At 74.0% G+C, this 23,043-nt stretch carries 21 protein-coding genes; 8 read left to right on the top strand and 13 right to left on the bottom strand.

The genetic code is table 11. From position 1 onward, the window contains the following. Positions 1-15: 15 nt before the first annotated feature. Genes CLV43_RS24380 through CLV43_RS47910 form a run of 5 tightly spaced genes read right to left on the bottom strand, consistent with a single transcriptional unit; the run spans position 16 to position 4,899 of the window. Positions 16-1,521 (bottom strand): amino acid adenylation domain-containing protein, encoded by a 1,506-nt coding sequence (locus CLV43_RS24380; RefSeq protein ID WP_106189588.1) that lies wholly within the window; start codon positions 1,519-1,521, stop codon positions 16-18. Beyond that, positions 1,518-2,678 carry a cytochrome P450 gene (locus CLV43_RS24375; RefSeq protein WP_106189587.1) on the bottom strand — a complete coding sequence of 387 codons (1,161 nt, stop codon included), beginning with the start codon at positions 2,676-2,678 and terminating at the stop codon, positions 1,518-1,520. Before CLV43_RS24375 ends, CLV43_RS24380 begins: the two co-directional genes overlap by 4 nt. Further along, on the bottom strand, positions 2,665-2,931 hold the full coding sequence (locus CLV43_RS24370) for an acyl carrier protein (RefSeq protein WP_106189586.1): 267 nt from the start codon (positions 2,929-2,931) through the stop codon (positions 2,665-2,667). Before CLV43_RS24370 ends, CLV43_RS24375 begins: the two co-directional genes overlap by 14 nt. 7 nt (positions 2,932-2,938) lie before the next feature. Then, positions 2,939-4,150: an MDR family MFS transporter gene (locus CLV43_RS24365; RefSeq protein WP_106189585.1), complete on the bottom strand. Its 1,212-nt coding sequence runs from the start codon at positions 4,148-4,150 to the stop codon at positions 2,939-2,941. Further along, positions 4,147-4,899 (bottom strand): hypothetical protein, encoded by a 753-nt coding sequence (locus CLV43_RS47910; RefSeq protein ID WP_170155989.1) that lies wholly within the window; start codon positions 4,897-4,899, stop codon positions 4,147-4,149. The genes CLV43_RS24365 and CLV43_RS47910 overlap by 4 nt, the downstream gene beginning before the upstream one ends. 87 nt (positions 4,900-4,986) lie before the next feature. Between CLV43_RS47910 and CLV43_RS47905 the strand changes: the two genes are divergently transcribed. From CLV43_RS47905 to CLV43_RS24345, 4 genes are all read left to right on the top strand, one after another. Then, a complete protein-coding gene (locus CLV43_RS47905) occupies positions 4,987-5,346 on the top strand; it encodes a hypothetical protein (RefSeq protein ID WP_211304524.1) in 360 nt (119 codons plus the stop codon). 334 nt (positions 5,347-5,680) lie between these two features. Then, entirely contained in the window at positions 5,681-7,975 is a 2,295-nt protein-coding gene (locus tag CLV43_RS24355; protein ID WP_146174889.1) for a non-ribosomal peptide synthetase, read from the top strand. Then, complete coding sequence (locus CLV43_RS24350) at positions 7,972-8,700, top strand: thioesterase II family protein (protein WP_106189583.1); 729 nt, start codon at positions 7,972-7,974, stop codon at positions 8,698-8,700. The genes CLV43_RS24355 and CLV43_RS24350 overlap by 4 nt, the downstream gene beginning before the upstream one ends. A gap of 32 nt (positions 8,701-8,732) precedes the next feature. Then, complete coding sequence (locus CLV43_RS24345) at positions 8,733-13,358, top strand: non-ribosomal peptide synthetase (protein WP_106189582.1); 4,626 nt, start codon at positions 8,733-8,735, stop codon at positions 13,356-13,358. Positions 13,359-13,369: 11 nt separating this feature from the next. Here the strand turns inward: CLV43_RS24345 and CLV43_RS24340 are convergent, their stop codons facing one another. After that, entirely contained in the window at positions 13,370-14,527 is a 1,158-nt protein-coding gene (locus tag CLV43_RS24340; protein ID WP_106189581.1) for an FAD-dependent monooxygenase, read from the bottom strand. Positions 14,528-14,608: 81 nt separating this feature from the next. On the opposite strand from CLV43_RS24340, the gene CLV43_RS24335 reads away from it, so the two are divergent. Next, positions 14,609-15,220 carry a TetR/AcrR family transcriptional regulator gene (locus CLV43_RS24335; RefSeq protein WP_106189580.1) on the top strand — a complete coding sequence of 204 codons (612 nt, stop codon included), beginning with the start codon at positions 14,609-14,611 and terminating at the stop codon, positions 15,218-15,220. Between the two features lie 33 nt (positions 15,221-15,253). On the opposite strand, the gene CLV43_RS24330 is transcribed toward CLV43_RS24335, so the two are convergent. The 3 genes from CLV43_RS24330 to CLV43_RS24320 form a co-directional block, all read right to left on the bottom strand. Next, positions 15,254-16,090: an oxidoreductase gene (locus tag CLV43_RS24330; protein WP_106189579.1), complete on the bottom strand. Its 837-nt coding sequence runs from the start codon at positions 16,088-16,090 to the stop codon at positions 15,254-15,256. An 80-nt stretch (positions 16,091-16,170) separates the two neighbouring features. Next, complete coding sequence (locus CLV43_RS24325; RefSeq protein ID WP_106189578.1) at positions 16,171-17,004, bottom strand: helix-turn-helix transcriptional regulator; 834 nt, start codon at positions 17,002-17,004, stop codon at positions 16,171-16,173. Positions 17,005-17,124: 120 nt separating this feature from the next. Then, positions 17,125-18,024, bottom strand: a complete 900-nt coding sequence (locus CLV43_RS24320; RefSeq protein ID WP_106189577.1) for a LysR family transcriptional regulator — start codon at positions 18,022-18,024, stop codon at positions 17,125-17,127. Positions 18,025-18,145: 121 nt separating this feature from the next. Here CLV43_RS24320 and CLV43_RS24315 point away from each other — a divergent pair, with 121 nt between their 5' ends. Both CLV43_RS24315 and CLV43_RS24310 read left to right on the top strand, forming a co-directional pair. Then, the gene (locus CLV43_RS24315; RefSeq protein WP_106189576.1) at positions 18,146-18,922 is read left to right on the top strand and encodes an inositol monophosphatase family protein; all 777 of its coding nucleotides are present in this window, start codon (positions 18,146-18,148) and stop codon (positions 18,920-18,922) included. Positions 18,923-19,045: 123 nt separating this feature from the next. After that, a complete protein-coding gene (locus tag CLV43_RS24310) occupies positions 19,046-19,231 on the top strand; it encodes a PspC domain-containing protein (protein ID WP_106189575.1) in 186 nt (61 codons plus the stop codon). A gap of 43 nt (positions 19,232-19,274) precedes the next feature. On the opposite strand, the gene CLV43_RS24305 is transcribed toward CLV43_RS24310, so the two are convergent. Further along, the gene (locus tag CLV43_RS24305) at positions 19,275-20,156 is read right to left on the bottom strand and encodes an SDR family NAD(P)-dependent oxidoreductase (RefSeq protein ID WP_106189574.1); all 882 of its coding nucleotides are present in this window, start codon (positions 20,154-20,156) and stop codon (positions 19,275-19,277) included. A 101-nt stretch (positions 20,157-20,257) separates the two neighbouring features. On the opposite strand from CLV43_RS24305, the gene CLV43_RS24300 reads away from it, so the two are divergent. Next, positions 20,258-21,094, top strand: coding sequence for a helix-turn-helix transcriptional regulator (locus CLV43_RS24300; RefSeq protein WP_106189573.1), 837 nt, complete (start codon positions 20,258-20,260; stop codon positions 21,092-21,094). Between the two features lie 13 nt (positions 21,095-21,107). Here the strand turns inward: CLV43_RS24300 and CLV43_RS24295 are convergent, their stop codons facing one another. From CLV43_RS24295 to CLV43_RS24285, 3 genes are read right to left on the bottom strand one after another with little or no spacing between them, the layout of a single operon-like run. Next, positions 21,108-22,106, bottom strand: a complete 999-nt coding sequence (locus CLV43_RS24295) for a substrate-binding domain-containing protein (RefSeq protein ID WP_106189572.1) — start codon at positions 22,104-22,106, stop codon at positions 21,108-21,110. 43 nt (positions 22,107-22,149) lie between these two features. Continuing rightward, complete coding sequence (locus CLV43_RS24290) at positions 22,150-22,512, bottom strand: DoxX family protein (RefSeq protein WP_106189571.1); 363 nt, start codon at positions 22,510-22,512, stop codon at positions 22,150-22,152. 31 nt (positions 22,513-22,543) lie between these two features. Further along, the gene (locus CLV43_RS24285) at positions 22,544-23,029 is read right to left on the bottom strand and encodes a cupin domain-containing protein (protein ID WP_106189570.1); all 486 of its coding nucleotides are present in this window, start codon (positions 23,027-23,029) and stop codon (positions 22,544-22,546) included. Positions 23,030-23,043 lie beyond the last annotated feature (14 nt).

The raw sequence follows: 23,043 nt of genomic DNA, 5'->3' as shown, positions 1-23,043 counted from the left end.
GGTGGGCGGGCCCCGTCACCGGGGTCCGCCCGCCCGTCGCGCGCCCTGCCGGTCGAGCTTGCCCGACGCCGTCCTGGGCAGCTCGTCCACCACGACCACGCGCGTCGGCACCATGTGGCGCGGCAGCCACAGCGCCGCCTCCTTGCGCAGCCCGCGTGCCGTGATCGGCGCCTTCGCCTCGACGTAGGCGACCAGCTCGGGTTCGGCCCCGGCGCGGTCCTCCACCACGACCACCGCCTCGGCGACGTCCGGGTGCGAGCGCAGGGCCGACTCCACCTCCCCCAGCTCGACGCGGAACCCGTGGAACTGCACCTGGTCGTCGAGCCTGCCGTGGAACACCAGTCCGGTGCCGTCGGGGGACCACGCGGCGGCGTCACCGGACCGGAAGTACCTGCGGGCCACGCCGTCCGGGCCGATGAGCTCCGGGAACCGCGCCCGGTTCAGGTCCTCGCGGCCGAGGTACCCCGGCGAGAGACCGGTCCCGGCGATGTGGATCTCCCCCCGGACGCCCGGCGGCACCGGGTGGCCCTCCTCGTCGAGCAGGAGCACGTCCAAGTGCGCCAGCGGTGTCCCGATCGGGGTTCCCGGTCCCTCCCGCCGCAGGTCCGCCGAGGTGACCCACCGGTGGGTGACGTGCACGGTGGTCTCGGTGATGCCGTACATGTTGCTGATCGCGGGCAGCCGCCGCCCGTCCGCCGCCCCGGTCCACGCGGCCACGGTGCCGGCGTCGAACGGCTCGCCGCCGAACACGACGTGCCGCAGCCGCGGCGCGGGGTCGATCACCAAGTGCCGGAAGGCGGACGGCACCATGCTCAGCACGGTGATCCCCTCCCGGTCGAGCAGTTCGCCGAACGCGCGGGGGTGCACGCGTGCCGCCTCGGGGACGACCACGACCCGGCCGCCCGACAGCAGCGGGCCCCAGATCTCCCACACCGAGAAGTCGAAGCTGTAGGAGTGGAACAGCGTCCACCGGTCGTCGTGGCCGAACCCGAACAGCGGTGAGGTGGAGGCGAACAGCGCCAGCACCTGCTCGTGCCGGATGAGCACGCCCTTGGGCCTGCCCGTCGAGCCCGAGGTGTAGATGACGTAGGCCGGGGCGGAGGCGCCCACCGGTGGTCGGGCCGGAGCGGGCCGCGGAGCGTCGTCCACATCGGACATCGCGACCACCCGGCGGCCCTCGCCCAGCGACGCGGGGGTGCTGTCGTCGCCGAGGACCACCTCGACCCCGGCGTCGTCGGCCATGTACGCCAGCCGCGCCCGCGGGTAGGACGGGTCCAGCGGCACGTACCCCGCTCCCGCCTTGAGCACGCCGACGACCGCGGCGACCACGGCGGCCCCCTGGCGGGCGCTCAGCCCGACCAGACCGCCGGGCCGTACGCCCGCCGCCAGCAAGTCAGCGCAGACGCCGTCGGACCACCGGTCCAGCTCGGCGTAGCTGATCCCCCGACCGGCGTCGACGAGCGCGACCGCGTCGGGCGTCCGCCCCACCTGGCGGCCGAACGCGGCGACCAGCGACGTCACCGGTGCCCCAGCCGCAGACCCGGAACGCTGCGGAACGTGCGGCCGCGCGGGGTGGGGTCGTCCGGCGCGGTCGTCCACAGCCCGTCCAGGCGCCGGGTCAGGCCGCGCAACACGCTCTCCAGCTCCAGCTGCGCGAGACCCATGCCCAGGCAGTGGTGCCTGCCCAGGCCGAAGGTCAGGAACGTGCGCCGGTCCCTGGTGGGGTCCCAGGTCCCCGGATCGGGGTACACCTCGGGGTCGCGGTTCGCGCTGGCGATGCAGACCTGCATCGACGCCCCCTTCGGGATGTCCACGCCCGCCAGCGCCACGTCGTGGGCCGCGTAGCGCAGCGTCACGTGCAGCGGCGGCTCGTGCCGCAGCGTCTCCGTGACCACGGCCGGGATGCTCGCCGGGTCGGCGCGCACGGCGTCGAACAGCCCCGGCTGGCCCGCGACGCGCGCGATGAGGTTGATCGTGGCCGAGCAGGTCGTCTCGGTGGCGGCGGCCAGCAGCAGGATCGCGTTGTCGATCGCCTCGGACTCGGTGAGGGTGTCGTCGGCGGTCAGCCTGGCGAGCATCCGGTCCGGTGCCACGCCGTCCCGCACCACCCCGCGGAGGTACGCGCGCAGCCGGTCGCGGTGCTCCACCGCGGTCGCGAACGCCACCGGGGCGTGGTCGACGAACAGGATGAGCGGGCGCATCAGGTCGTACACCGTCGAGTCCTCGGACTCGTCGATGCCCAGCACCCGGCAGGCGACCCTGGTCGGCAACCGCCAGGCGAACTCGTCCACCCAGTCGTCGGTGCCGCGCGCCAGCACGTCGTCGAGCAGCCGGTCCACCACCGGTTCGACGATCGCGCCGCCGTACCCGGCCACCTGGCGCGGCCGGAAGGGCCCGTTGAGCGCCTCGCGCATTCGGGCGTGGTCGGGGCCCTCGCTGTCCAGTGTGGACGGACCGAAGGCGGCCCTGCTGCGCCGGAACGGGTGGTAGGCGGTGAACTCCGGCGAGGTGAGGACGTGCCGCACGTGCCGGTAGCCGAAGACGAAGTACGACTTCATGCCCTCCGACCACGACACCGGCTCGTGCTCGCGGTACCAGTCGTAGAGCGGCCACGGGTCGGTCTGGAACGCCTCGTCCGCGAAGTCGAGCCCGCCCGGTGTCAGCTCACGCACCCGCACGGAGCGCCTCCTCCGCCAGGACGACCTCGTACAGGCCGCCGATCGTGTAGAACCGCTCGACGCCGTAGCGCGACACGTCGATCGGGTGCCCGACGAGCCCTTCCAGGTGCGTGATCATCCCGACCACGGAGAAGGAGGTGACGAGCCCTTCGTCGAACAGGTTGTCGTCCGGTCCGACCTCGACGGCGTCGCCGTCCTCGTCGAGACCGGTCAGGAAGTCGGTCATGGTGCGGTGGAACTGGTCGCGGTCCATCTACCCCTCATCTCGTGGCGGTGGCGGCGGTGGGCGAGTCCGCCAGTCGGTGCCGCCGGGCCGGTCCGGCGGCGAGGTGCCCGAGCGCGCACAGCAGTCCCAGCACCAGGCACCCGGTCCACACAGCGCCCGCTCCCAGGTGCTGGAGCACCACCCCGCCCAGCGCGGGCCCGACCAGCGCGGCGACGGGGAACGCCTGGGCGAACAGCCCCTGGTAGCGGCCGCGGGCGGCGGGCGGGGACAGCGCGGCGACCAGGCTGGGCACCAGCGAGGCCTGGAGCATCTCGCCCGCGGTCCAGACCACGGTGGACAGCACGTAGCCCCGCAGGTCGTGCGCGAGGGCGAGCAGCGCGAACCCGCCCCCCATGAACGCGGCGGCGAGCGCGAGCACGCGGGCCGGGTCGCGCCCGGCCACGGCCTTCGGCACCCACAGCTGCAGCGCGATGATCAGGCCCGCGTTCAGCGCGATCAGCCTGCCGTACACCGAGGAGCCGAACCCGTCCTCGCGCAGCGCGAGCGGCAGCGTGCTGATGTGCTGCATGAACACGACCCCGAACAGGACGGTCAGGCCGACCAGGGCGAGGAACGGCCCGTCGCGCCGGATGCGCGCGAACCCGGCGCGGGTCTCCGCGCCGGTGGTGCGCGCGGTGGCCGGGTGGGTCTCCCGGACCTTGGTGAACACGACCGCGGCGGTGACCACCGTCGTGGCCGCGTCGATCACGAACAGCGCCCGGTAGTCGGTGTCCACCAGCAGGCCGCCGACGACGGCCGCGCAGGCGAACCCGGCGTTGACGGCCCAGAACTGGAGAGCGAAGGCGCGTTCCCGCTGGGCGCCCTCGGTGAGGTCCACGATCATCGCGCTCGCCGCGGGCCGGGCCGCGTTGCTCGCCGTGCCCGCGACCAGCGCGCACCCGACCAGCACGGCCGGGTGGGCGACGAAGCCCATCGCCAGCGTGGCCGCGGCGGTGCACAGGTGGGCGACCAGGATGGTGACCCGCCTGCCCAGCAGGTCGGCGAGCACACCGCCCGCGAACGTGCCGACCAGGCCGCCGCCGCCGTAGGCGAGGCTGACCACGATGCCTGCCGCCGAGGCGGAGAAGCCCCGCACCTGGGTCAGGTACACGGCGAGGAACAGGATCACGAAGGACCCGAGCTGGTTGACCAGGATGCCGGTCCACAGGAACCAGAACCCCTTCGGCATCGGGGTCCGGCCGGTCACGACCCCGCCGCCGCCAGGTCGGCGGCGACCGCGTCGGCGAACCCGGTGCCGAGGACCGCCGCGTCCGCGACGACCCGGACGTCGACCGCCCCGGTGCCCTCCCGCTCGGTGCCGTAGACCCGGAGGCCGCCGTGCAGGACGTTGCCCGGCACCGGCGGCACGGTGAGCACCCGCCCCAGCCCACCCGCCAGGCGCGGTGGCTCGGCCGCGCCCTGGAAGTTGAACAGCGCGTACGGCGGGAGCGCCTCGGTGCGCCGGTAGCGCGCCCCGTAGTGGTGGGGCTCCAGCCGCCGGACGATCTCGGCGTGGTGGACGCTGTGGGCGCCCATCGCGCGCAGCAGTGCGCCTGAGGCCTGGTCGACGGTCGCTCCCACAGGGACCTTCGCGAGCAGCCACGTGGACAGGAACCCCGCCATCCGCAGCTCCGACCGGTTGGTGCGGCGCGCGCCCTGCACCAGGGTGGTGAAGTGCCCCGACCCGGTGCCGGTCGTCCGGGCGAGCGAGGCCGTCACGGCCGCGAGCAGCGCGGCGGCCCGTGACATCCGGGCCCGGTCCGCCGGTCCGGACAGGTCGACGGCCGTCACCGAGGTCTCCGGCGCGGCGGGGACGGCGGGGTCGCGCTCGAGGTCGGCGAAGAACGGCGGGTAGGTGAGCCCACCCGACGTCTCGCGCCAGTAGTCGAGGTCACGCTCGACCGCCGGGGACAGCGCGGCGTCGCGTTCGCGCCTGATGAACGCCTCGTCGGACAACGGCGCCGGACCGGCCGGCGACTCATTCCGGAGCAATCCCCACAATTCGGACAGAATCATCCGGAGCGTGTGCCCGTCGATCACGAGGTGGTCGAAGCAGACGCCTATCAGCGTCTCATCACCGTCGATCGAATGGACCATCCGAGTGAGTGCGCCACCCAGTACGGTCAACGGTGCGCACAATTCGTCGAAGAAATGTCCGCCATCAGTGGCGACGAACGTGGCGTCGATCGCACCCGAAAGCGCGGAATCAACCCGGTGGATGTCGTCGACGGAGTCCGCGACGAACCTCGCGCGCAGATTGCCAAAACGGGACAGAAGTCGTCCCCAAGCGACCTCGACGACCTCCACGTCGATCCTGCCAGGGAATATCCACGCGTAAGTCGGCTGGTCGAGGCAGTACTCGTTTCCCCACCACAGCAGCAGCCGTTCGCGCTGGGCCAGTGATATCGGCATCTTGTCGCCGAATATCGGCGTGGTCACCGACAAAGTCGGAGAACCCGTGCTCATGTCAAGCGCCTCCCCGATGGAAACACACACGGTTACGCTTCAGACGGCGGAACTGTTCCACGAATCCACATAGGCCAGGAAGAGAAACCGGCCGTGATCCACATCACGCTGCACTCGCTGTTCACCTCGTGTAGTTCTGGATTTCAGATGTGGTCCAGCGGCAACGGTCCGGGGGATCTGAATGCGAACGTGGAAGCCGACTCGAATCAGGTTCGGCAATCCCGTTGTCGATGACAATGGGACAAATCTCGACGGGATTCCATTCCGGGTCGTGCGCGAGGCGACCCGGAATTCCGGGAGCCCGCCGCGGACGGCGTGGGAGGTGCGGGCACTGGCCGCGTGGTCGTTGGCGCTGGTCGAGCTGGCCGGGGAGGCGGAGGTCCGGTTCCACCGCGGCGACGCCGGTGTGGACGTGCCCTTCTGGCCGGACACCCCGGTGGCCGAGTACCTGGACCGGGTCGCGGCCGCCGCCGGGGTGGACGTCGGCGAGGCGACGATCTCGGTCGGGCCGGACCGGACCGGGCCGCACCTGGACGTCCGGCTCCCGACCGACGGCACCGACCACCTCGGGCACGCCTCGTTCGACCCGTCGGCGCAGGCCGAGGTGGACGTCCGGCGGGTGCTCGACCACTTCCTGCGGCTGCTCGACCAGCTCGCCACCGCCGCCCCGGTCACGCCGGTGGGCGCGCTGAGCGGCGTGGGCGAGTCCGACCGGGCGCTGGCCGTCCGGTCCGGGCCCACCACCGCGCGGCGGACGGGCGCTGTCCACGACCGCGTCCAGGACCAGGCGCGCGCCACCCCGGACGCGGTCGCGGTGGTGGGCGACCACCGGTCGCTCACCTACGCGGAGCTGGTCTCGACCGCGGACCGGGTGGCCGCCGCACTGCACCGCCTCGGCGTGCGGACCGGTGACCTCGTGCCGCTGGTGGTCGACCGCGGTCCGCTGGCCGTCGCCGCGATGCTGGGGATCATGCGTGCCGGAGCGGCGTACGTGCCCGTGGAGCGCACGTGGCCGCGGCGGCGGGTCGAGCAGGTCCTGGCGGCCGTGGCCGCGGACGTCGCGGTCGTGTCGCCGGACCGGGCCGAGGAGCAGTTCGCCACGACCGGCCCGGCGCACCTGGTGTGGCTCGACGACGACGAGCCCGCCGGGACCGTCCACGCCGCCGCCGGTCGAGCGGGTGTCCGCGTGCACGGCCTGCCGGTGGCGGGGACGCCGTGGAGCCCGCCCGAGGTCGGTCCCGACGAGCTGGCCTACGTGCTGTTCACCTCCGGCTCCACCGGGGTCCCCAAGGGCGTGCAGGTGCCGCACGGCGCGGTGACGAACCTGCTGGACTGGGCGAACGACACGTTCGCCGTCGGCCCCGCCGACCTGGCGCTGCTGGTCACCCCGCTGGCGTTCGACCTGTCCGTCTACAGCGTGTTCGGTCCGCTGCTCGTCGGCGCCGGGGTCCGGATGCCCGCCGAGGAGGCCGCGGTCGACCCCGCGAGGCTGCTCGACCTCCTGCGCACCGAGCCGGTCACCGTGTGGAACTCCGCCCCGGCGGCGCTGGCGCAGCTGGAACCCCTCCCGACCGGGGGCGCGCCGGCGCTGCGGCTGGTCCTGCTCAGCGGCGACTGGATCCCGGTCGCGCTGCCCACCGCGGTCCACGAGGCGTTCCCCGGCACCGAGGTCGTCGCGCTGGGCGGCCCCACCGAGACCACGGTGTGGAGCAACTACTTCCGGTTCGACGAGGTCGACCCGGCGTGGACGTCGATCCCCTACGGGCACCCCATCCGCAACGTGAGCCGGTACGTGCTCGACTCCGCGCTGCGCCCGGTGGCCCAGGGCGTGCCGGGGGACCTGTACGTCGCGGGCGACTGCCTCGCCCGCGGCTACCTCGGGGCGCCGGAGCTCACCGCGGCCGCGTTCCTCCAGGACCCGTTCGGCGAACCCGGATCCCGGATGTACCGGACCGGCGACCGGGTCCGGCTGTGGCCGGACGGGACGATGGAGTTCCTGGGCAGGCTCGACCACCAGGTCAAGGTGCGCGGCCACCGGGTGGAGCTCGGGGAGGTCGACTCGGCGCTGGCGTCGTCGCCGCTGGTCGAGCGCGGCGTGGCGCACGCCCGCCGCGACGGGGACACCGCGGAGCTCGTCGGGTACGTCGTGCCCGCGTCCGACACCGTGACGGCGGCCGACGTCCGGGCCGCGCTCGCCCTGGTCCTGCCGCCGCACGCGGTGCCCACCGCGGTGGTCCTGCTGGACCGCATCCCGTTGACCGACAACGGGAAGGTCGACCGGCGGGCGCTGCCCGCCCCGACCGGCCGCGGGGGTGGGCGGGCGCTCAGCGCCACCGAGGCGAGGATCGGCGAGGTGTGGGCCGAGACGCTGGGGGTCGGCGGCATCGGGGCGGACGACAACTTCTACGACCTCGGCGGCCACTCGCTGGCCGCGACCCGCGCCATCGCCCGGCTCCGCCACCACCTCGGCGTCCGGGTGCCGCTGCGCGCCCTGGTCACCGAGCCCTCGCTGGCCGGGTTCGCGGCGCTGGTGGACGAGCTGCTCGAAGCCGAGCAGGCCCGGTGACGGGTCCGTTCCTGGGCAAGGGGCGGCCCGGCGCGTCGACCCGGCTGTTCCTGCTTCCCCACGCGGGTGGGAGCGCCGCGGTGTTCCGCGACTGGCTGGACGCGGGAGCCGGGCTCGAGGTCCGCGCGGTGCGCTACCCCGGCCGGGCCGAGCGCCTGGCCGACCCGCCGCCGGAGTCGGTGCAGGAGCTGGCCGACGACGTCGCGGTCGCCATCACCTCGTTGCCGCGGCTGCCCTACGTGCTGCTGGGGCACAGCATGGGCGCGCTCGTCGCGTTCGAGACCGCCCGCGCGCTCGTGCGCCGGGGCCACCCCGGTCCGGAGTCCCTGGTCGTCGCGGGCTGCGCGGCGCCGCGGTCGCCGCGCCCGCCGTTCCCCGACCACCTCCCGGACGACGACCTCGTCTCCTTGCTGCGCAAGGAAGGCGCGGACGTGCGGGCGTTGGCCGACCCCGAGATGCGCGAGCTCGTGCTGCCCGCCGTGCGCGCGGACCTGGCGGCGACCGCGCGGTACCGGATGGCGCCGGGTCCGCCGTTGGACTGCCCGATCACCGTGCTGTCCGGAGTGGACGACCGCGGGCTCGACCCCGCGCGCCTGCGGGACTGGCGGGCGCACACCACCGCGCGGTGCGACCTGCGGCAGCTGGCGGGCGGCCACCACTTCCTGCACGAGCACCGGGACGCGCTGCTGGGCGAGCTGCGCCCGCGGCCGACGACACCGGTGTGAGTCCGCACCCCGAACACGGAGGACACCCCACCATGGGCAGCAGTCTGGTCGACCTCTTCGCGCGCCGCGGCGCCGAGTTCCCGGAGCGGGTCGCGGTCGTGGACGACGACCGCGCGCTGACCTACGGCGAGCTCGACCGGGAGTCCGACCTGTGGGCGGGCGCGCTGCGGTCCACGGGCGCCGGACCGGGCGCGCTGGTGGGCCTGTGCGCGGACCGCTCGACCGGGCTCGTCGTGATGATGCTGGGGATCCTGAAGACCGGCGCCGCCTACGTGCCCCTCGACCCGGCCTACCCGCCGGCGCGCCTGGGGTTCGTCGTGTCCGACACGGGCTGCCGGGTGGTCGCCGGACAGGACCGGTTCGCCGGGCTGTTCACCGGCACCGGCGTCACCTTCGTCTCCGCCCCCGCCACCTCGCCCGCGCCACCGGTCCCCGTCGACGGGGACGCCCCCGCGTACGTCATCCACACCTCCGGCTCGACCGGCACGCCGAAGGGCGTGGTGGTCTCCCACCACAACGTCCTGCGGCTCTTCGAGTCGACCGGGGACGACTTCGGCCTTGGGCCGCGGGACGTGTGGACGCTGTTCCACTCCTTCGCGTTCGACTTCTCGGTGTGGGAGATCTGGGGAGCACTGCTGTTCGGCGGGCGCCTGGTCGTCGTGCCGTACGCGACGAGCCGGTCGCCGGAGGAGTTCTGGCGGCTGCTCAAGCGGGAGCGGGTGACCGTGCTGAACCAGACGCCCACCGCGTTCCGGCAGCTCTCGGCCGCCGCGCGGGACGAGGGCTTCGCGGGCCACTCCCTGCGGCTGGTGGTGTTCGGCGGCGAGCGCCTGGACCCGGCGGCGCTGCGCGACTGGTTCGACCACCACGGCGACGTCTCGCCGCGGCTGGTCAACATGTACGGGATCACCGAGACCACCGTCCACGTCACCGCGCGCACGATGCGCGCCGCCGACCTCGACCGCGCCGACAGCCCCATCGGCGAACCGCTGCGGGACCTGCGGGTGCACCTGCTCGACGCCGACCTCCGACCGGTCGCCGACGGCGAGAAGGGCGAGATCTTCGTCGGTGGCCCCGGTGTCGCGCTGGGCTACCTGGGCAGGCCGGAGCTGACCGCGGCCAGGTTCCTGCCCGACCACCTGGGCGGTGGCGGGCGGCTGTACCGCAGCGGAGACCTGGCCAGCCATGCCGCGGACGGCGAGCTGGTGTTCCACGGCCGCGCCGACGACCAGGTGCAGCTGCGCGGGTTCCGGGTGGAGCTGGGCGAGGTCGAGCACGCGCTGGCGTCGGCACCCGGTGTCGGGCAGTGCGCCGTGGTGCTGCGCGAACGCGACGGCCACGCCGAGCTGGTCGGGTTCGTCACCGGCGGCGCCGTCACGTCCACCGCCTTGCGGGCGGCGGCCGCCGAGGTGCTGCCCGCGCACCTCGTGCCGCGCGCCTTCGTCACGGTGGACGCGCTGCCGATGACCGCCAACGGCAAGGTCGACCGGGCCGCGTTGAGCGCGCTCGACGTGCGGGGACGACCGGCCGAGCTGCCCTACAGCGCGCCCAAGGGCGAGGTGGAGGGCGCCGTCGCCGACATCTGGGCCGAGGTGCTCGGCGTGCGCCCGGTCGGCAGGCACGACCCGTTCACCGGGCTGGGCGGGGACTCCCTGCACGCCACCGGTGTCCTCGGCAGGCTGCGCCGCCGCTTCGAGCCCGCCCTGTCGCTGGGCGACCTGTTCGCCGCGGGCACCCCCGCCGCGGTGGCCGCCCTGCTGTCCGAGCGGACGGCCGTCGACCCCGCGGAACCCTCGCCGGGCGACCCCACGGCGTTGTCGTCGAACCAGGCCAACCTGCTGTTCCTGGCCGAGCTGTCCCCGCAGGCGAGCAGCGCCTACAACATCACCGCCGCCGTCCGGGTCCACGGGGACCTCGACACGGCGCGGCTGGCACAGGCCGTGGACGAGGCGGTCGCCCGGCACGAGTCGCTGCGCACCGGGTTCACCCTGGGCGCCGACGGCCCCGTCCGGTCGGTCGGCACCGCGCCGCGCGGGCTGGCACGGCTGGTCCGCGTGCCCGACGAGCCCGAGGCCGCGCGGCGCGCCAGGAGCCTCGCGGCCCGGCCGTTCGACCTCGCCCGCCCTCCCCTGCTCCGCGCCGAGATCATGGCGCTGCCCGACGGCGACCACCTGCTGGTGGTGGTCGTCAGCCACCTGGTCGCCGACGGCTGGTCGGTGGACGTGCTGTCGCGCGAGCTCGCCGACCGGTACAACGGCACCTTCCGGGAGGACGGCCCGGCGCGGACGTTCACCGACCACGTGGCGTGGGAGCGGTCGGTCGACCCGTCCGCGGGGCTGACGTTCTGGAGGACCACGCTCGACGGGGCGCCGGTCGCGCTGGAGCTGCCCGCGGACCACCCCCGACCGCCGGAGCCCGCGTTCGCCGGGCGCAGGCTCACCCGGTTCGCGCCCGCCGACCTGCGGCAGGCCGTGGCGGCGCTCGCCCGTGCCGAGAACGCCACCCCGTACGCCGTGCTGCTCGCCGCGTACGGGCAGGTCGTGGCCGACCTCGCGGGGGTCGACGACGTGGTCGTCGGCTCACCGTCGTCCGGCCGTCCCGGCCCCGAGCTCGACGACGTGGTCGGGTACTTCGCGAACACGCTGCCGATCCGCCTCACCGCGGCGCCGGGGTCGACGTTCCGGCACGCGGTGCGGGCGGCGCACCGACAGGCGCTGGCCGCGGTGGACCACCAGTACGTCCCGTTCGACCGGATCGTCGCGGAGGTGGTCGGCCGGGACCGCGACCGCTCGCACCGGCCGCTGGTGCGGGTGGCCTTCACCCACCACGGCACGACCGGGTTCGAGCCGCGCCTGGACGGTCTGCGGACACGGATGGTGGACGTCGACGCGGGCACGTCCCGGTTCGACCTCCTGGTGGAGGTGCGGGAGGCGCCGGACGGCACCGCGTTCTCCGCCGAGTACGACTCGGCGCTGTTCACCGAAAGCACCGCGAACGCGATGCTCGACGGGTACCTGCGGTTCCTGCGCACCGCCGTGGACTCCCCCGACACCGTGCTGTCCCGGCGGAGCGCGGCACCGCGATCCGAGGCCGCCCCCGCACCGGTCGACCGGACGACCCCGCCCGGCCAGGGCTCCGACACCGAACGCGTGCTGGCCGGGATCTGGGCGGAGGTCCTGCGGCTGCCCGCCGTCTCCCCCACCGACGACTTCTTCGCGCTCGGCGGCGACTCCATGACCGCGCTCGCGGCGGTCGGCGCGGCCCGCGCCCGCGGGCTCGACGTCACCGTCGCCCAGCTGTTCCGCACGCCGACGGTCTCCGGGCTCGCGCACGTGTCGCGCACCGCTCCCGTACCACCGGCGGACCGGACCGCGCTCCTGTCGCCCGCCGACCGCGCCGCGCTGCCCGACGACGTCGAGGACGCCTACCCGGTGTCGGCGTTGCAGATGGGGATCGCCTTCCACTGCGAGATGGCGGACGACCCGACCCTCTACCACGACCTCGTGTCCGTCCGGCTGCGCGGACCGCTGCGCCCCGACGCCCTGCGCCGCGCCCTGCGCGACCTCGCCGCCCGGCACGACGTCCTGCGCACGTCGTTCGACCTGGGCGCGTACTCCGAGCCGCTGCAGCTGGTGCACCGGTCGGTCGAGGTCGCACCGACCGTACGGGAGGCGACGTCCGCCGACCCGCACGAGGCCCTGCGGCGGTGGTGGGCCACCGAGTGGCAGCGCGGCTTCGACCTGGGGTCCGCCCCGCTGTGGCGCTGCCACGTCCTCACCCACGCCGACGGCACCCACCACCTGTCGGTGACGGCCCACCACACGATCCTCGACGGGTGGAGCTTCGCCTCACTGATGACCGAGCTGCTGCTGCGCTACGACGAGCGCGACCTGCCCCTCGCACCGCCCGACGTCCGGTACCACGACTTCGTCCGGCTCGAACGCGCCGACCTCCGGTCCGCGGAGATCCGCTCGCACTGGACGGCCACCACCCGCCCCGCTCCCCCGCTCCCCCCGACCGCCGCCGGGAGCCGACCGCCCCGGATGGACCCCGACGCGGTGGTCACCGTCCCTTCCGGACTGTCCGAAGAGGTCAGACGGGTCGCGCTCGCCTTGGGCGTGCCCACCAAGTGCGTCTACCTGGCCGCGCACGTGCGGGCCGTCCGACAAGTCCTCGACGTGGACGAGGTCGCGACCGGCGTCGTGGTCAACGGACGCCCCGAGTCACCTGGCGCCGACCAGGTGCTCGGCCTCTTCCTGAACACCCTGCCCCTGCGCGTCCGCCCCGCGGCGATGGGCGACCACGAGCTGATCGCCGCGGTCGCCGCCTTCGAACGCGACAGCGCGCCGTTCCGCCGGTTCCCGCTGGCCGAGGTCCAGCGCGACCACGGCGCGCCGCTGTTCCACGTGCGGTTCAACTTCGCCGACTTCCACGTCCTGGACCGGCTGGCCGACCTCACGACGGTCGAGCCGGTCGACTGGTGGTCCAGCGACCGCAACGAGATCCCGTTGTCCGTCGAGGTCGACAGGAACCCCACGACCGCCGACTTCGAGATCCGCGTCCGCGTCGACGAAGCGCTGCTGCCCGCCGACACGGCACATCTCGTCGCCGACGGGCTGCTGGCCGCGCTCGGCCGGATCGCGGGCACCGCGGCGTAGCCGTCGGGTGCTCAGGTGCGGGTGGCCGACGGGTCGTGCAGGGGCGTCCTGGTCGCGCGGGTGACGGTCCGGGCGAGGGTGTTGCGCACTGCCAGGCCCGCACGGGTCCGGGGAACCAGCAAGGCGGCGGCCACGCCGGTGAGGCGGTGTTTCGCGTCCGCTCGGGGCCGGTGGTCGGCCTCGTAGGCGCGGAAGGCACCGGCGTGGTCGCCGGGGTGGGCGGCGAGGGCCGCGGCGAGGCCGTGCGCGCCCGCGATGGCGAGGCTGGAGCCGTCGCTGAGCAGGGCGACGGCGGAGGCGGCGTCGCCGACGAGGGCGACCCGGCCGCGCGACCAGGTCGGCAGCCGGAGGTTGCCGAGCGGCTGGAAGAACGGCGCGGGGTGCTCCTGGTAGGTCGCGACCAGCTCGGGGACGCGCCAGCCCAACGGGGCGTAGGCGGCGGCCAGCATGCGCTTCTGGAGCGCGGTGTCGTGGCGGTCGTAGCCGTCGTAGCCGTCCACGCGCGGGCCGCGGAAGGTGAACAGGGCGACCGGGGTAGTTCGTGACGGGTGGATGGCCAGCATGCGGCCGGGCGCGTTGAGCAGGAGCATCTCGCGCGGGTCGTCGACCAGGTCCGGCGACACGGGAACGCTCGCGGCGTACAGGGGCAGGTCGGTGACGAAGTCGCGTTCCGGCCCGAACACCAGCCCGCGGATCGCCGAGTGGACGCCGTCGGCGCCGACCACCAGGTCGAAGCGGCGGGGCGCGGCGCGGCGGAAGGTGACGTCGACGCCCTCCCCGTCCTGCTCCAGGGCCGTGACCGTCTCGTCGAAGAGGAACTCCGCGTCGTCGCCGACGGCGTGGCGGAGCACCGCGGACAGGTCGGCGCGGGTCACCTCGACCGACGGGGACCGGTCGGAGGACGTGGGGATCCGGGCGATCCGCCTGCCGTTCGCGTCCAGGAGGGCCATGGCGTCGACGGTGGTGGCGAGCTCGCGCAGCCGGGGCAGGACGCCCATCTCCTCGACGACCGCGTGGGCGCGGTCCTTGACGACCACGGCGGTGCCGCCGGAGCGCAGCTCGGCTGCCTGTTCGACGACGGTGGGGCGCATCCCGTGGCGGGCCAGCCAGTAGGCGAGTGCGGGGCCCGCGACGCCCGCGCCGAGGACCAGGACGGTGGGTGGGGTCATGGGCAGAACATATCGGCAGTGAGTGCAGAAATGCAATGATTGCAGTTCTGCCCCCGCTGCGACCGGCGGTAAGCTGGGCGGATGACCGTCCGTGACCGCAAGCGGGTCCGCACCCGCCGCGCGCTCGTCGATGCCGCCACCGAGCTGTTCGGGCGCCAGGGCTACGAGCGCACCACGATCGCGGAGATCGCCGACGCCGCCGACGTGGGCGCGCGCACCTTCTTCAGCTACTTCGAGAGCAAGGAGGAGCTGCTCTTCCCCGACCACGAGGCCAGGGTGCGCGCGGCTCTGGAGTGCGTCGAGCGGCGAGGGCCGGACGAGCGCCCCGCCGAGGTGCTGCTGCGGGCGATCGCGGAGATCGACGGCTCCGAGGACCTGGGCGGCGGGCTCGCCGCGCTGCGGTTGCAGCTGATGCGCGAGGTCCCCGCGGTGCTGGCCCGAGGCCTGCAGCTGTGCTGCCGGGCGCAGCTGGAGGTCGCCCGCGGCCTGGCCGCGGCCTTCCCCGACGAGCTCGACGAGGTGACCGCCGCGGCGTTGACCGGTGCGTTCGCCGGCGCGTCCGTGCAGAGCACGATCCACCTGCTGCTCACCGCACCAGGGCTCGACGCGGTGGCGCACCGGGACGCGGTCCGCAAGGCCACCCGCGCGGCACTCGCCCCGTGGTTGGCACCGGCGACCGTCACCGGTTCCTGACGACCCCTTCCGGCCCGTGTGGACGGAAGGGGCTCACGCGGGCTCGAAGTCGGTGGACAGGGCCAGCGGGCGCCAAGCGGAAAGCTCCTCGGCCACGGCGGCGAGCTTGCCCTCGACCAGTGCGACGCTGTCGCTGCCCAGCTGGAGCCGCGACGGCGGTTCGGCGGCGGCCACCAGCCGTCGGATGGCGGCCGCCGCCTTCACCGGATCTCCTGGCTGGCGGCCGTCGTTGCCCTCGATCGCCGTCCGCAGCACGCCGACCGTGCCCGCGTAGGCCGGGATGGTGGTCGCCGGGCCGCGCCTGCTGTCCGGGGTCAGGAACCCGGTGCGGAAGGAGCCGGGCTCCACGACCGTGACGCGGATGCCGAGCGGGGCCAGTTCGCCGCGCAGCGCCTCCGTGATGGCCTCCACGGCGAACTTCGAGGCGCCGTAAAGACCTCGGCCCGCGCCCGCGGCGAACCCGGCGCTGGAACCGATGTTCACGACGTGCCCCCCGCCTTGCTCCCGCAGCGTCGGCAGCACCGCCCTGGTGACGGCGAGCAGGCCGAAGACGTTGGTGTCGAACAGGTCGCGGGCCTCGGCGTCGGAGATCTCCTCGACCGCGCCGAAGATCCCGTAGCCCGCGTTGTTGACCACGACGTCGATCCGGCCGAAGCGCTCGACACCCGCGGCGACGGCCGCGGCGGCCCGCGCCTCGTCGGTGACGTCGAGCGGCAGGGCCAGCAGCGCGTCGCCCGCCTCGGGGAAGGCGTCGGTGACCGCCTCCGGGTTCCGGGCGGTCGCGACGACCCGGTCGCCGTGGGCGAGGGCCGAGGCGGTCAGCTCGCGGCCGAAGCCGCGCGAGGCACCGGTGATGAACCAGACGGACATGTCGACTCCAGGGATGCGGGCGCCCAGGGGACGCTTGTGGACGACGGATCGCTCACCGTCGGGGAGGGGACCGCCGGATCTCAGACCCGGTCGGAGGCGGCGGCGCTGCCGAGCAGGGCGAGCGCCTGCTCCTCGGGGCTGCCCGGTGCGGCGTGGTAGACCACCAGGTGCTGGCCGGGGGCGTCGGCGACGGTGAGGTTCTGGAACGACAGCGCGAGCGCGCCGACGGCCGGGTGGACCAGGTGCTTGGTCGTGGCCATCTTCGCCCGCACATCGTGGCGCGACCACAGCCGCGCGAACTCGGGGCTCCGCACCGACAGCTCGCCCACCAGCTCGACCAGCCGCGGGTCGTCGGGGTCGCGGTTCGCCGCGCGCAGCGCCGCGACGCACCCCTCGGCGATCCGCGCCCAGTCCCGGTAGAACAGCCGCGCCCCCGGCCTGAGGAAGATCCCCCGCAGCAGGTTGGTCTCCTCACCCAGCCAGGAGAACAGCGCCCCGCCGAGCGGGTTCGCCGCCAGCAGGTCCATGTACCGCCCGTAGACGAGCGCGGGTGTGGCGGGCCAGGCGTCCATCAAGGCGACCAGCCCCGGCGAGGCGTACTCGCGGCGGCCCGTCCGACGACGGCGCGGCACCGCGGGACTCGCGAGACCGCGCAGGTGCTCGGCCGCTTCGCCCTCCAGCAGCAACGCGCTCGCCAACGCCTCCACGACCTGCGGCGACGGGTGCCTGTCCCGCCCTTGTTCGAGCCGGACGTAGTAGTCGGTGCTGACCCCCACGAGCATGGCGACCTCTTCGCGCCGCAGGCCGGGCGTGCGGCGCGGACCGGTGGGCAGCCCGTGGTCCTGCGGCCGCACCAGCGCCCGCCGGGCCCGCAGGAACTCCCCCAGCCGGGGAACCACCTCCTGCTCGACCACCGCTCCACCTCCCTCCGGGGATGCTCCCCCGCCGCACTCGCGCCTGCCACCTGACAGCCAAGGTAGACAAGCGGCGGAGGATCCGGGTGGACCCGCGACACCCACCCACGCCGGACGTGCTCAGGGGGCGACGGTCGCGGCCAGGGTGGCGCGCACCCTCTCGCGGAGCCAGGCGTGGGCGGCGTCGGTGTCGTAGCGCTGGTGCCAGCTGGAGATCATCGCCGGGGGCGGTACCGGGACGGGCAGCGGCTCGGTCCGCAGGCCGAACGTGTCGATGAGGGGGCGCCAGATCGCCGCGGGCGCGCTCAGGACGGCGTCACCGCGGCTGACGATGAGCATGGCGCTCGCGGCGGTGCCGACCGAGGCGACGACGCGGCGGCGGAGGCCGTGGGTCGCCAGGATCTCGTCGACCGGGTCGGCGAGGCGGCCGCGGCGGGAGATCAGGATGTGCGGCTGGGCGGCGTAGGCGGCGAGGTCGAGGGCGCCCGCGCACGGGTGGTCGCGGCGCACGATCGCGACGACCCGGTCGTGGCCGACGGTCTCGGAGCGGAACTCGGGCAGGTCGGGCGCGGAGGAGCCGATCGCGAGGTCGACGCGACCGTGGCGCAGGTCGTCGGTGTCGGACGCGGGCTCGGCCAGGAAGCGCAGGCGCACACCGGGAGCGAGCTCCGCCACGGTGGTCAGCAGCGGCGGCGCCAACGCGGTGGTGAGGGCGTCGTGGCACTGGAGCGTGAAGGTGCGGTCGAGCTCGGCCAGGTCGAGCTCCCGGTTGGGGACGAGCACGCTCCTGGCCTGCCGCACCAGGTCGCCGACCTGTTCGCGGACTGCCAGCGCGTAGGGCGTCGGCGTCATGGTGCGGCCGGTGCGCACCAGGATGTCGTCGCCGGTCAACCGCCGGATGCGCCCCAGTGAGCGGCTGACCGCGGGTGAGGAGAGCCGCAGCCGGTCGGCAGCGCCGAGCACGCTGCCCTCTTCCAGCAGCGCGTCGAGGACCGTGAGCAGGTTCAAGTCCAATTGCATGACAGTAAACCCTAGCTTAGCAAGAGTGCATTGGACTTAATGGGCGTCGGGCTCGAAGGTGGACACGAGCCGCTCGACGCGACGGCGCAACCGCACGAGGAGCCCAGGAGGAAGCCCCGTCATGGAGAACCTGCTCGAACAGGTCAAGGCCGTGGTCGTCAGCGCGGGTGCCGCACTGCACGACCAGTACACCGACACCGCCCGCCCCACGACCAAGGCGGAGATGGGCGCGGTCGGCAAGCGCCTGGACGACCTCGTCTCCGGCATCCTGCGACCCGCCCTCGCCGAGATCCGCCCCGAAGCGCGCTGGGTCGGCGACGACGAGGAGATGGCGGAGCTCCCGCCCGGCGAGTGGTGGGCCGTCGACCCGATCGAGGGCGGCGTCAACTTCGTGCACGGCACGGACCAGTGGGCGGTGACGGTCACCCTGCTCAGGGACAACACGCCGGTGCTCGCGGTCGTCCACCAGCCGGTCGGCTTCCGCACGTGGACGGCGGTGCGGGGCGGGGGCGCCTTCCTCGACGGCAGGCCGCTCACCGTGTCCGCCAAGACGGAGGTCGACGCGGCGGTCGTCGCGATGACCCAGCCCCGCACCCGCAACCGCGACTTCGGCGACGCCGTCGCCGCGCTGCTCGACGAGGTCCTGCTCATCCGCTCCACGGTGCCCAGCACGTTCCCGCAGCTCGACGTCGCCGAGGGCCACGTGGACGCGTACTGGCAGTACGAGTGCGACCTGGTCGGCGTGGCCGCGGGCGTCCTGCTCGTCACCGAGGCGGGCGGCGTGGTGACCGACCTGCGCGGCGAGCCGTGGCGGCCGGGGCACGCCGACGTCCTGGCCGCCGCACCGGGCGTCCACAAAGGACTGCTGGCGCTACTGGGAACCGGGGACGGCCGCTGACCAGGTCCCCCGTGCGAGCCACCCGCGGGTGTCCGCTCCGGCGGGATGTGCCGGGACGCGCGGCCGCCTACCGTTGGTGGCGCGGGGAAAAGCGCCACCACGGAGCAGTCGGAGGAACGGACCATGACGTCAGCGGCGTTGAGCAGGCCGAGGGACAACCGCAGGATCGCCGGCGTGTGCGCGGGGCTCGCCGAGCGGTGGGGCATGAAGGCCGGCACGGTCCGACTGCTGTTCGTGCTGTCCTGCCTGCTGCCCGGACCGCAGTTCCTCGTCTACCTCGCGCTGTGGGCGATCGTCCCGTCGCGGTGAGGTCCGATCCGGGCGGTGGCGCGAGGTGGTCCGGCGGGCGCGGTCAGCCCAGCTTCATCCGCCTGCGCAGCATCCGGTCGAGGAGGCGGTCGGGGACGAGCCGGGCGACGCGGACGATGACGGCGGCGTCGCGGCCGACCTGGTAGCGCGTGCGCGGTTTGCGCGCGGTGATGGCCCGTGCGACCACGGCGGCCGCGCGTTCGGGTTCGACACCGTCCTTGTCGAACGCCTCGATCTGGGCCAGGAAGGCGTCGGTCAGCTTGTCGTAGCGGGCGTGCTGGTCGGGGGTCATGGTCCCCGCGAGCCGCTTGGCGGTGGCGACGCCGCTCTCGTTCATGGACGTCCGCACGGCGCCGGGGGTGACGACCACGACCTCCACCCCGAACTCCTCGACCTCCCGGCGCAGCGCGTCGCTGACGGCCTCCATGGCGAACTTCGCGCCGGAGTACGGGCCGAAGCCCGGCATGGCGACCTTGCCGCCGACCGAGCCGATGTTGACGACGCGGCCGCCGTGGGCGAGCAGCGCGGGCAGCAGCGCCTGGGTCACCGCGATCTGCCCGAACACGCCGACGTCGAACTGCCGCCGCCACTCGGGCAGCGCCACCGTCTCCACCGGCGCGTTGACCGCGATGCCGGCGTTGTTGACCAGCGCCCGCAACGGCCGGTCGCGGTCCCGCGCCACCCGTTCGGCCAGCGCGGCCACGTGGGCCTCGTCGGTGATGTCGAGGATGACGGGCTCGATGCCGGGAGCCGCCAAGCGGTCGGCATCGGCCTGGCGGCGCACGCCCGCCAGCACGTGGAAGCCGTCGGCCGCCAGGCGCTTCGCCGTCGCCCGGCCGATCCCGGTGGACGCGCCGGTCACCACCACCAGCTCCGAGGTCTCGTGGCGGGTGGAGTTCGCGTCGGTGTGGTGCTGTCGGTTCATGGGGACCACCGTCCACCAGCGCGACTGCCCGTGGCAGCCAGGGATCGTCCTGGTACAGCCGGTACCAGGCTGCGGACGGGGTCGTGCGGGAGACTGGCCGGATGAACGACCTGGGTGACGCGCTCCGCGCCTGGCGCGACCGGCTCGCCCCGGAGGCGGTGGGGCTCACGCGGAACTCGCCCCGGCGCGCCTCCGGGCTGCGGCGCGAGGAGCTGGCCGTGCTGGCGGGCATCTCGATCGAGTACGTGGTCCGGATCGAGCAGGGCCGGGCCTCGACCCCGTCAGCGCAGGTGTGCGTGGCACTGGCCCGCGCCCTGCAGCTGTCCGACGAGGAGCAGGCCCACCTGATGCGCCTGGCCGGGCACACCGCCGACCCGAACCGCGTCCCGCGGCTGGTCCCCGGCAGCGTGCACCGGATCATGGACCAGCTCTCCGGGCACCCGCTCTCGGTCTACGACGCCACGTGGCAGCTGCTCCACTGGAACCCGCTGTTCGCGGCCACGTTCGGCGACCCCACCGCCGTGTCCGCGGACGAGCGCAACATGCTGCTGCGCCAGTTCGAGGGCTCGACCGGGCGCGTGCGGTACACCCCGGCCGAGCTCGCCGCGTTCGAGGGGTCGCTGGTGGCGGACCTGCGCGCCACCACCAGCCGGTACCCCGACGACCGGGAGCTGACCGCGCTGGTCGCCCGGTTGGAACGCGGCGCGCGGTTCCGCGAGCTGTGGGCGCTCGGGGCGGTGGCGGCGCACCAGAGCGGGCACAAGGTCGTCGAGCACCCCGAGGTCGGCGACGTCGACCTCGACTCCGACACCCTCACCACGCAGGGCTCGAACCTGCGGGTGGTCGTCTACACGCCGCGTCCCGGAACGGACGCCCGGAGCAAGCTCGACCTGCTGTCCGCGATCGGCACCCAGCAGCTCACGCCGCGCGGCACGTGAGCGCCCTCTGCGGTCAGGTCCCCATGAGCTCGGCCGCGAAGACGTCCTCGCTGCGGAGCAGGCGGTCCGAGAGCCCCTGCTCGTGGTGGTAGCGCAGGAAGGCGTCGACGGCGGCGCGGTTGGCGGCCATCCCGTAGTCGTCGCGGCCGTCCTCGAAGAGGCGCCCGTCCCGGTCGAGCATCTGCGGGAAGTACCAGGGCGCGGCCGGGTCCGGGGTCCGCCCCTCGCGGTAGGCCCGTTCCGCCAGTGCCTTCGACGCGCCGAACGCCCGGTGCACGGCGGTCGCCAGGCCGGGGTTGGCCTCGACCAGCTCCCGGCGGGCCACCACGACGTGCATGATCGGGAAAATCCCGGTGCGCCGGTGGTAGTCGGCCTCCCGCTCGTCGGCGTCGGCGAACAGCCGCCGCACCCCCGAGCCCTCCCGGTGCACCGCCTCCGGTGCCACCGCGGAGATCAGCGCGTCGATCTTGCCCGCCTCCAGCATCGGGCCGAGCGCCTCGCCGTCGCCGACGTGGTGCACGTCGACCGCGTCGGGGTGCCGCGGCGGGACGAAGTCCATGGGGCCCATGGGCTCGTTCGTCCCGCCGACCAGCCAGCGGCAGCGCTCCGGCGCGAAGCCGAACTCGTCGGCCAGGATGCCCTTCGGCCAGATCCCCATGTCGTGGCCGTACACGGCGAACTCGCCGATGGTCGCGCCCGCGAGGTCCGCGGGGCCGGTGATGCCGCTCGCCTCGTTCACGTAGACCACCGAGTGCTGGAACTTCCTCATCATGAACACCGGGATCCCCACGAACGGCGGGTCGTCGAGGTCCATGGTCCGCAGCAGGAAGGTGAAACCGAGCTCGGCCACGTCGAACTCGCGGCGCTCGACCACCCGCCGGAACAGGTCCGCGACGTCGTCGCTCGTCTCGGTGCGGAGCGCGAAGCCCGGCACGTCCACCTCGCCGTCCAGCAGGGCCGCGGTGTGGTCGTAGCGCATGCAGCTCGCCGAGATCGTGATCGGGTCCGCCATGTCTTGTCACTCCAGGTGTCGTGGTGGTGGCACGTCGTCGGGGTCACAGCCAGGTCGTGGCCAGCCAGGCGGTCACGGCAGCGACGACGACGAGGGTGGCGTTGAGGGCGATCTGCCGGTCGCCACTCGTGAGGTGGACGGGGATCGCGCCGAGCTGCAGGAGCACGAACCCGATGGCCGCGGCCAGGGCGAGCCAGGGCGCGACCCCGGTGAGCGGCGGCAGGACCAGCCCGACCGCGCCGAGCAGTTCGAGCACGCCGATGGCCCGGACCGCGGGCAGCGGCATGCGGTCCACCCAGGCCATCATGGGCCGGAGCCCGTCGCGGCTCCGGACGATCTTGACGCCGCCCGCGTAGGCGTAGAAGAGGGCGAGCAGGCCTGCGACGATCCAGTACGCGATGTCCATGTCTTCCGTTTCGCGGTGGTGCGGGTGGGGGTCAGGCGGGGTCCGTCGCGGGCACCGTGGCGTAGCGGCTCATCACCCGGATGTTGGCCTGCGGCGTCATCGGCTGACCGCTCGCGATCATGTCCTGGAGGTCGCGGAAGTACTGCACGTACAGGTCGGGGGTGAAGGTGCTGAGCATGACGGCGGGCTCGTCGGTCACGTTGGCGAAGGTGTGCGGTGCGCCGGGCGGGACCATCACGAGCGTGCCCGCGGTCGCGTCGTAGTCCTTGTCCCCCACCGTGAACCGCACCGCGCCGGAGATGACGTAGAAGCCCTCGTCGTGCTGGGCGTGGCGGTGCTGCGGCGGTCCGGGCGTGTGCGGGGCGAGCACGGACTCCGCGATCCCGAGGCGGTGCCCGGTGTTGCTCCCGTCCTCCAGGACGCGCAGTCGGGTGGTGCCCAGGACGATCGTCTCGCCGTCGCCGGGACCGACCACCGACACGGCGGGGTCCTCGGCGGTCTTCTGTTCGTCAGCCATGGTCCGATTCCACA

It is taken from the genome of Umezawaea tangerina, assembly GCF_003002815.1.
Taxonomy (GTDB): domain Bacteria; phylum Actinomycetota; class Actinomycetes; order Mycobacteriales; family Pseudonocardiaceae; genus Umezawaea; species Umezawaea tangerina.
This window is presented reverse-complemented; position numbering and strand designations above follow the sequence as displayed.

Excerpts from the sequence above, each read along its gene's own strand:
- CLV43_RS24370 (WP_106189586.1), bottom strand. The coding sequence starts at position 2,931 with ATGGACCGCGACCAGTTCCACCGCACCATGACCGACTTCCTGACCGGT.
- CLV43_RS24345 (WP_106189582.1), top strand. The coding sequence starts at position 8,733 with ATGGGCAGCAGTCTGGTCGACCTCTTCGCGCGCCGCGGCGCCGAGTTC.
- CLV43_RS24340 (WP_106189581.1), bottom strand. The coding sequence starts at position 14,527 with ATGACCCCACCCACCGTCCTGGTCCTCGGCGCGGGCGTCGCGGGCCCC.
- CLV43_RS24335 (WP_106189580.1), top strand. The coding sequence starts at position 14,609 with ATGACCGTCCGTGACCGCAAGCGGGTCCGCACCCGCCGCGCGCTCGTC.
- CLV43_RS24330 (WP_106189579.1), bottom strand. The coding sequence starts at position 16,090 with ATGTCCGTCTGGTTCATCACCGGTGCCTCGCGCGGCTTCGGCCGCGAG.
- CLV43_RS24320 (WP_106189577.1), bottom strand. The coding sequence starts at position 18,024 with ATGCAATTGGACTTGAACCTGCTCACGGTCCTCGACGCGCTGCTGGAA.
- CLV43_RS24315 (WP_106189576.1), top strand. The coding sequence starts at position 18,146 with ATGGAGAACCTGCTCGAACAGGTCAAGGCCGTGGTCGTCAGCGCGGGT.
- CLV43_RS24310 (WP_106189575.1), top strand. The coding sequence starts at position 19,046 with ATGACGTCAGCGGCGTTGAGCAGGCCGAGGGACAACCGCAGGATCGCC.
- CLV43_RS24305 (WP_106189574.1), bottom strand. The coding sequence starts at position 20,156 with ATGAACCGACAGCACCACACCGACGCGAACTCCACCCGCCACGAGACC.
- CLV43_RS24300 (WP_106189573.1), top strand. The coding sequence starts at position 20,258 with ATGAACGACCTGGGTGACGCGCTCCGCGCCTGGCGCGACCGGCTCGCC.
- CLV43_RS24295 (WP_106189572.1), bottom strand. The coding sequence starts at position 22,106 with ATGGCGGACCCGATCACGATCTCGGCGAGCTGCATGCGCTACGACCAC.
- CLV43_RS24290 (WP_106189571.1), bottom strand. The coding sequence starts at position 22,512 with ATGGACATCGCGTACTGGATCGTCGCAGGCCTGCTCGCCCTCTTCTAC.
- CLV43_RS24285 (WP_106189570.1), bottom strand. The coding sequence starts at position 23,029 with ATGGCTGACGAACAGAAGACCGCCGAGGACCCCGCCGTGTCGGTGGTC.